An 8,103-nucleotide genomic window follows, 5' to 3' on the forward strand; every position below is an offset into this window, starting at 1 on the left:
GATTTGACTGCTTGCGGGATTTGCTGCTCGTGGCGATCAGCCGCGCCGTTTCTGGTGTCGTTCGCGGTTGTTGTCACGCGCCGTGCGGGATTTGCGCAACATCACCAACGTCGCCCCCAACCCACCATGGCGCGGCGTGGCACTGCTCCAGGCCTGCACCTCGGGCATCTGCTCCAGCCAGTACACCAGGTAGGCACGAATCAAGGCGGCATGCGATTCGCTGTCACGCCCCTTGCCATGAATCACCAGCAGGCAGCGCAACTCGCTGCGCCAGGCGTCCTGGATGAAGCGGTGCACCTCACGCCGACACTCGATGAGCGGACGACGCATCAGATTGAGCTGCGCCTCGGGTGGGTAGCCGCCCTGGCGCAAGCGCTCCAACACACCGGTCTGGATGCCATCGCGGCGAAACTCGACCGGGTCGTGCGGCGAGAGATGCTCCACGTAGCTATCGGACAGCCCGTCCAGCTCATTGCCCAGGGTCTTCTGCGCCTCTTCACGCCGAGCCAGCTGAGCCTCGCTGGGGCCCTTGCGGGCCGTGGTGACATCGGCGCGGTCCTTGCCGCGCGTCAGGGGAGCAACGCCTTGCATCTCACGACTGAACAGATCATCCGCCTCGGCACTGCTCAACTCACGGGCATGCGCCGCCGACATCATTGCAGGGGAAAAACGTGACATGGCACCCTCCAGTCTTCACCAGGACGTGTCAATTACGTGGAGCGCGCAGTCAAGGTCGACAAACGACGACGCCCCGAGACAGAGCATGCCTCGGGGCGTCGGTTCAGCTCAAGTCGCTGACGTGATTTCTTGCGTCATCACGTCTCAAGGACGGATCAATGCCCGGTCTTGAGCTGCTCCCAGTACTTCTGATAGATCGACAGCGCATCGCCGACATCGGTCTGGAATTCGCCGCGGGCGAGATCCTGCTGAGTCGGGAAGACCACCGGGTTGTCACGCACTTCCGGGTCCATCATGTTCTTGGCCGCCAGGCTCGGCGTGGTGTAACCCACGTACTCGCTGATTTCCTTGCTGACTTCCGGGCTGATCAGGTAATCGATGAACTGATAGGCCGCATCGACGTGACGCGCGTTGGACGGAATCGCCATGGTGTCCATCCACAGGATGATGCCTTCCTTGGGATAGACATACTCGACCGGCACGCCTTCCTGGTTGGCCTGATAGACCTCACCGTTCCAGATCAGGCCGGCATCGACCTCACCCTGCATGAAGGGCACGCGCGCCGCGTCGGAGTTGAAGGCACGCACGTTGGGCATCAGCTGGGTCAGCTTCTCGTAGGCCGCCTTGATCTCGTCCGGGTCCGTGGTGTTGCCACTGAAGCCGAGGCTTGCCAGTGCGACATGGAAGACTTCGCGCATGTCGTTGGAAAGCAGCAGCTTGTCACGATACTTGTCGTTCCACAGATCGTTCCAGCTGGTCAGTGCGCCCTCTTCGACATAGTCCGGGTTGTAACCGATACCGGCGCTGCCCCACATGTAAGGCACGCTGTACTGGTTGCCCTTGTCGAAGTCACGATCGACCAGGTTGGGGTCGAGGTCCTCGAAATGGTCGAGCTTGCTGACATCCAGCTTCTGCAGCAGACCTTCACGCGCCATCTTGTCGATGTAATAGGTCGACGGGAAGACGAGGTCGTAGCTGTTGTCGCTGTCCAGCAGCTTGAGCTTGGCGTACATCGCTTCGTTGGAATCGAAGGTGGAGTAGACGACATCGATGCCGGTCTGCTCTTCGAAGCGCTCGATGACCTCATCGGGCATGTACTCGGTCCAGTTGTAGACGTAGAGGACCTTGTCGCTGTCATCCGCGGCCAGAACGGGGGCGGATGTGGCCACGGAAGCCAGGCTGACGGCAGCCATCAGGCCAGCGGCGCGCAGCGGGAAACGGGTACCTTGCATGTTATTTTTTCTCCTTGAGCAACAACTGTGAAATCAACAGCAGACAGAGCGACAGCCCCAACAGCAGGGTTGCCAATGCATTCACTTCAGGTTTGAGCCCCAGTCGCACCATCGAGTAGATGCGCAGCGGCAGCACGTCGAAGGTCGGCCCGGTGACGAAGGTCGAGATCACCACATCATCCAGCGACAGGGTGAAGCTCAGCAGCCAGCCGGAGGCGATCGCCGGCATCAGCGCCGGTACCAGCACGTGCCAGACGGCGCGGGCTTCACTGGCACCGAGATCACGCGCCGCTTCCAGCAACTGCGGGTTGATGCCCGTCAGGCGGGAATAGACGGTGATCACCACGAACGGCAGACAGAAGGTAGCGTGCGAGACCAGCAGCGAGAAATAGCCCAGCTGGATACCCAACGCAATGAACAGCGCCAGGAAGGCGATCGCCATCACGATGTCCGGCATCATCATCACCGTGAACAGCATGCCATTGAGCAGCGGCTTGCCGCGGAAGCGATAGCGGTAAAGCGCGGTGGCCGTCAGCGTGCCGATCAGGGTCGCCAGCGTCGCCGCCGTCACCCCGAGCCACAGCGTATTGAGCGCAGCCTCCATCAGATTGCCATTGCCCAGCAGCTTGTCGTACCAGCGCAGGCTGAAGCCGCCCCACACGAAGGGGTTGCGTGAGTCATTGAACGAGATGCCGATCAACACCAGGATCGGCACATACAACAGCGTGAAGATCAGCGTCAGGTAACAGCGGCTGAACCAACGCAGCGCGGCGCTCGCCTTCATAGGGTCACCTCACGCTTGAAGAGCTTGACGCTGCGGTAATAGGCCAGCAGCAGGAACGCCATCACCAGTGTCAGCATCACGCTGATCGCCGCGCCGAAGGTCCAGTTGTTGGCCTGCAGGAACTGGCCCTTGATGATGTTGCCGATCAGCGGATGGCGCGAGCCGCCCAGCAGGTCCGAGACATAGAACATGCCCATCGCCGGCAGGAACACCAGCAGCACGCCCGCGATGATGCCCGGCATGGTCAGCGGCAGCACGATATGGCGGAAGGTGGCCAGGCCATTGGCACCAAGGTCGCGGGCCGCCTCCAGCGTCGGGCGGCTCAGCTGCTCGAAGACGGCATACAGCGGCAGGATCATGAACGGCAGCAGCATGTAGACCAGCCCCACGATCACCGCCTCCTCGGTATACAGCAGACGCAGCGGCGCATCGATCAGGCCGAGATTCATCAGCACATCATTGAGCAGCCCGCGCGTCGCGATCAGCGTGCGCAGGGCATAGATGCGGATCAGCGAGTTGGTCCAGAACGGAATGATCACCAACAGCAGCAGCAAGGGCTGCAGGCGCGGGCTGGCCCGCGAGATCATCCACGCGAAGGGATAGCCGAGCAGCAGACAGATCAGCGTCGTGATCAGGCCGATCCACAGCGAATGGCCGAAGACGCTCAGGTACACCGGGCTGATCATCTGGCCATAGTTGGTCAGAAAGCCCTGCCACAGCGTGCTCAGTGACAGCTCACCGCCCAGTAACTGGCCGGTGTTTTCCGGCATCAGACTGACCAGCACCACCAGCAGCGTCGGGGCCAGCACCAGCACGATCAGCCAGCCCCAGATGATGGTCAGGGTGGCGGTCTTGAAGGGATTGCGCACCAGACTCATGCACCCGCCCCCGTCACGGCCGGCTCATCATCGGGCAGGATGATCTCCCAGTCCGGCACCCAGCTGACGCGCACACGCTCGCCGAGGCGGTAATCGAAGTCAGGGTCATCCTCGTCGAAGAACTCGCTGGCCAACAACTGCTGACCGTTGTCGAGCTCCAGCACCGTGTCCAGGGTCATGCCCTTGTAGTTGCGCTCGATGACGCGCGCCGGGAAACCTTCGCTGTCCTCGGCGCCCTTGAGTCGCATGTCTTCCGGGCGCAGCAACACCTGCACCGCCTCTCCGCCCTGATAGGTGCGGCCATGGCTGCTGAGTTCCAGCGTCTGACCGAGCAGCGTGATCTCGATGCGCCCGGCCGTCGCCGCGGGGCGCACGACCTGCGCCGCCAGCTGGTTGATCTCACCGACGAAGCGCGCCACGAACAGGGTGCTCGGCGATTCATAGACCTCACGCGGCGTACCGATCTGCTCGATGCCGCCTTCGCGCATCACCACCACGCGATCGGACATCGACAGCGCCTCTTCCTGATCGTGGGTGACGAACACGAAGGTGATGCCGAGACGTCGCTGCAGGCGCTTGAGCTCGTTCTGCATCTGCTTGCGCAGCTTGTAATCCAGCGCCGAGAGCGGCTCATCGAGCAGCAGGACGCGGGGCCGCTTGACCACGGCGCGGGCAATCGCGACGCGCTGCTGCTGCCCGCCGGAGAGCTGGTCCGGGCGGCGGTCCGACAGATGGGCCAGTTGCACCATCTCCAGCGCTTCGCGCACCCGCTCATGAATCTCGGCCTTGGCGACCTTTTCCATGCGCAGGCCAAAGGCCACGTTGTCATAGAGGTTCATGTGCGGAAACAGCGCATAGCTCTGGAAGACGGTATTGACCGGGCGCTGGTGAGCGGGACGCTCATGCAAGGCCGTCGACTCGAGCGTGATGGTGCCGCTATCCGGCGATTCGAAGCCGGCGATCATTCTCAGCACGGTGGTCTTGCCGCAACCGGACGGGCCCAGCAGCGTGACGAACTCACCATCGTTCAAATCCAGGTCAAGGCTGTCCAATACCTTGCGATCACCAAAGGTCTTGGAAATGCCACGCAGCTTGACCAGCGGGGCCTTCTCAGGAGCAGAGCTTTTCATCGGCGGGTTGTCACCTCCAGCGGGCGCCGCGAACGGCACCCTCATGCATGTCAGGCGCGCCAGGGACTGGCACGCCACATCGTCAATTCCATCGTGCCTGGCCACCGGCTGACTGCCAGCTCTCGCCTCGCCGCTCGCTTTGGCGCTGGCGCACAGGTCGCGCAAAGATCACATCAGACAGCGGGCAAGGCGCCGTCGCCAGTCTGGCATGCCAACCTTTCACTTGCGTGTCTGCCCGGCGGGCAGTCGCCAGTTGACCTGAATCACTCATGCCTCACCCTTACCTCGCTCATCCCTCAGTCAGGCTCTCCAGCGTGCAGGCCGAATTCATGCAAGACAGGCGAGCGCTTCCGGTTGATGTGCGAGGTTGATGTGCGAGAGACAAAGGAAAAGGCCCGAACAGGTGTCGGGCCTTTTCATTGCCGTCATCGCTTTCGATATCGGGGCATCGGCATCGGGGCATCGGCATCCGCCTCAACCCCCGTCGGGGCGAGCAGACGGCACAGGGTGCGCATTCTGCCCATTCGGCATCAGACTGTCACCTTGCAATCGCGTTCCAGTGCCGCTCAGGAAGTCGCAAGTTGCGGATCTTGCGGGTCTTTTTCTTCTTGAGTCATGGCCTCATCACCCACCTCACCGACACTGGGCAGCACCTCGACCAGACCGCAGGTCATGCGCTCCTTCTCGGCGGCACGCGCACGCGCCAGCGCCTCACGCAGGGGTTCCAGACGAGGATGCGGCGCTTCGCCCGCCTCGCCGGCCGGCAATTCCCATGGCAAGGCGTGCGCCATCTCCCACAGCGAGTATTGACTGAGATCACGCCCGAGCACCCATTGGCCATCCTGGGTCTGGCTGGCGATGTTCTCGGCGATCAGCGGCTTGAGCACACGACGGTAACGACTGCCCAGCACTTCCGTGAGGCGATCATCGGACAGCGGCTCACCGCGCTCATGGGCATCCTTGAGCAGCATCACGGCGCCGAGGGTCTGCCAGAACGGCGGCCAGCGATGCCAGTCAGCATTGGAGCGCTCGCCCATCCAGGCCGCGACTTCCGCCCCCAGTAGCACGATGCACCAGGACAGGAACACCCACAGCAGGAAGAGCGGCACGGCCGCGAAGGCACCGTAGATGGCCTGATAGGACGGGAAATGCGTCACGTACAGTGAGAAGCCCGCCTTGGCCAGCTCCAGCGCCAGCGCCGTGGTCAGCGCGCCGACCGCGGCGTCACGCAGGCGAACCTTGCAGTTGGGCACCGCGGCATAGATGAAGGTGAAGGCCGCAGCGCTCAACAGCGGCGGCAACAGACGCAGCAACAGGGCCTTGCCGCCCAGCATCTCGGCGGCCGAGTCGAAGAAGGACAGCGAGGTCAGAAAGGACGACAGCAAAAAGCCCGAGCCCAGCATCAGCGGACCCAGCGTCAGGACGGCCCAGTACATCAGGAAGCTCGACAGTCCCTTGCGCCCTTCCGGCACCTGCCAGATGGCATTGAAGGCGCCTTCGATGGTGATCATCATCATCACCGAGGTCACGAACAGGAAGATCAGACCCACCGAGGTCAGATTGCGCGCCTGACCGGAGAATTCGTTGAGATACTCGAGCACCGTGGCGCCGGTCGAGGGCAGAAACTGGGAGAACACCGTGGTCTGCAGTTGATCGCCCACGCCGTCAAAACTCGGAATGACGGCGAACATCGCATAGATGACCGTCATCAAGGGCACGATGGCGAACAGCGTCGTATAGGTCAGTGCCGACGCGGTCTTCTTGCCGTCGTGATAGTTGAAACGTGATACCAGCTTGAGGATGACGCCGATGGCGGGCATGACCCGCGAGATCCCTGGCAGTTGTGGCATTCTTGTGCGCCCCTCTACAATGCGTGCCTGATTCATTCGCCACCGCCGGCCATGGTCAGTAGCGCTTGCGTGAAACCCATCACCTGTCCGGAAACGGAGACAGTCATGTCAATATTGAAACTCTACCATAACCCACGCTGCTCCAAGTCACGGGAAACACTGGCGCTTTTGACCGCGCGCCTCGAGGGCGATGCCTTCGAGACCGTCCGCTACCTGGAAGATCCCCTCGATCGTGAGCAGCTCGAGGCCCTGGCCGCCCGAGTGGAAGGCGGCGCGCGGGCTCTGACTCGTGAGAACGAAGCCGAGTGGAAGGCACTGGGCCTTGTAGACCCCAGCGATGCGCAACGCCTTGACGCGATTGCCGCAACGCCGAAATTGATGCAGCGGCCGATTCTCGATGATGGCACCCGTGCCGTCATCGGTCGCCCGCCCGAAGATGTGCTGGTGCTGTTGAGCGACGCCTGATCCCCTGATGACAGGGTGTGCTCACGCAAGCCCCGCTTGCCCCTTTCGATAGATTGTCATCCACCTGAGGAAGCTCATGTCCGCAACGACCCCCGACGCGACGCCGTACGTCCTCGTCCTCTATTACTCGCGCCATGGTGCGACCCGCACGCTGGCCGAGCAGATCGCCGCCGGCATCGAGTCCATCAGCGGTGTCGAGGCACGCCTGCGCCGGGTGCCCGAGATCTCGGCCACCTGCGAACAGACCGAGCCGGAAATCCCCGACAGCGGGGCCATGTATGTCGAGCTGGACGACCTGCGTCACTGTTCGGGCCTCGCGCTGGGCAGCCCGACCCGCTTCGGCAACATGGCGGCGCCGCTCAAGTACTTCCTGGACTCCACCAGCGAGCTGTGGATGAACGGCGCCTTGATCGACAAGCCTGCCACCGCCTTCAGCGCCTCAAGCTCTCTGCATGGCGGTCAGGAAACCACGCTGATCACCATGCTGATCCCGCTGCTGCATCATGGCATGGTGTATGCCGGTGTGCCCTACAGCGCCACCGAGTTGCTCGAGACCACCCAGGGCGGCACGCCCTACGGCACGACCCACGTCAGCGGCAAGCGTGGCGACAACGATGTCGATGACAACGAACAGCGCCTGGCACTGGCGCAAGGCAAGCGTATCGCTCGCCTGGCCCTTGCCATGCAACCTCTCAGGGAGACGAAATAGATGCGCGCCTGGCTTGAACGACTGGAACGTGAGCAGGGCCTCGATACGCTCGAAGCCAAGAGCCGTCGCGGTGTGATCGCAAGTTTTGCGGCCGTCGCCCTGCTGCTGCTGATCGGCGGCATTCAGCTGATGGCGCAGAGCGAGAACAGCGGCCTGCTGCCGCTGTTGATCCGCCTGCTGCCCATCGCACTGTTTCTGCCCGCCATCTTCACCCGCCGGGCACGTGGCCATGTCTGGCTGGCCTTCGTCAGCCTGCTCTACATCATGCAGGGCGTGATGCTGGCCGGTGTGCCTGGCCACGCCGTCATCGGCGTACTGGAAGCACTGGCGGCACTGGGGCTGTTCATTTCCAGCATGGCTTACGCCCGTTTCCGCTC

General features: G+C 62.6%; 9 protein-coding genes. 3 read left to right on the forward strand and 6 right to left on the reverse strand.

From position 1 onward, the window contains the following. Window positions 1-36: 36 nt before the first annotated feature. The 6 genes from smrA to AC4FAH_RS10700 all read right to left on the reverse strand — a co-directional run bounded on the left by smrA (window position 37) and on the right by AC4FAH_RS10700 (window position 6,522). The gene (smrA, locus tag AC4FAH_RS10675; protein ID WP_485396529.1) at window positions 37-678 is read right to left on the reverse strand and encodes a DNA endonuclease SmrA; all 642 of its coding nucleotides are present in this window, start codon (window positions 676-678) and stop codon (window positions 37-39) included. A gap of 155 nt (window positions 679-833) precedes the next feature. Further along, complete coding sequence (locus AC4FAH_RS10680; RefSeq protein WP_197738736.1) at window positions 834-1,910, reverse strand: extracellular solute-binding protein; 1,077 nt, start codon at window positions 1,908-1,910, stop codon at window positions 834-836. A gap of 1 nt (window position 1,911) precedes the next feature. Next, a complete protein-coding gene (gene potC / locus AC4FAH_RS10685) occupies window positions 1,912-2,694 on the reverse strand; it encodes a spermidine/putrescine ABC transporter permease PotC (protein WP_339927679.1) in 783 nt (260 codons plus the stop codon). Then, window positions 2,691-3,572 carry a spermidine/putrescine ABC transporter permease PotB gene (gene potB / locus AC4FAH_RS10690; RefSeq protein ID WP_287020997.1) on the reverse strand — a complete coding sequence of 294 codons (882 nt, stop codon included), beginning with the start codon at window positions 3,570-3,572 and terminating at the stop codon, window positions 2,691-2,693. Before potB ends, potC begins: the two co-directional genes overlap by 4 nt. Continuing rightward, complete coding sequence (potA, locus tag AC4FAH_RS10695; RefSeq protein ID WP_490246011.1) at window positions 3,569-4,702, reverse strand: spermidine/putrescine ABC transporter ATP-binding protein PotA; 1,134 nt, start codon at window positions 4,700-4,702, stop codon at window positions 3,569-3,571. The genes potB and potA overlap by 4 nt, the downstream gene beginning before the upstream one ends. 566 nt (window positions 4,703-5,268) lie before the next feature. Continuing rightward, the gene (locus tag AC4FAH_RS10700; RefSeq protein ID WP_287024569.1) at window positions 5,269-6,522 is read right to left on the reverse strand and encodes a YihY family inner membrane protein; all 1,254 of its coding nucleotides are present in this window, start codon (window positions 6,520-6,522) and stop codon (window positions 5,269-5,271) included. Between the two features lie 135 nt (window positions 6,523-6,657). On the opposite strand from AC4FAH_RS10700, the gene AC4FAH_RS10705 reads away from it, so the two are divergent. From AC4FAH_RS10705 to AC4FAH_RS10715, 3 genes are all read left to right on the forward strand, one after another. Then, window positions 6,658-7,017, forward strand: coding sequence for an arsenate reductase family protein (locus AC4FAH_RS10705; protein ID WP_043333573.1), 360 nt, complete (start codon window positions 6,658-6,660; stop codon window positions 7,015-7,017). Window positions 7,018-7,093: 76 nt separating this feature from the next. After that, a complete protein-coding gene (wrbA, locus tag AC4FAH_RS10710; protein ID WP_043333572.1) occupies window positions 7,094-7,726 on the forward strand; it encodes an NAD(P)H:quinone oxidoreductase in 633 nt (210 codons plus the stop codon). Continuing rightward, window positions 7,727-8,103: DUF2069 domain-containing protein (locus AC4FAH_RS10715; RefSeq protein WP_490246012.1), on the forward strand; the 377-nt coding region annotated here is incomplete at its 3' end.

Source organism: Cobetia sp., assembly GCF_983723665.1.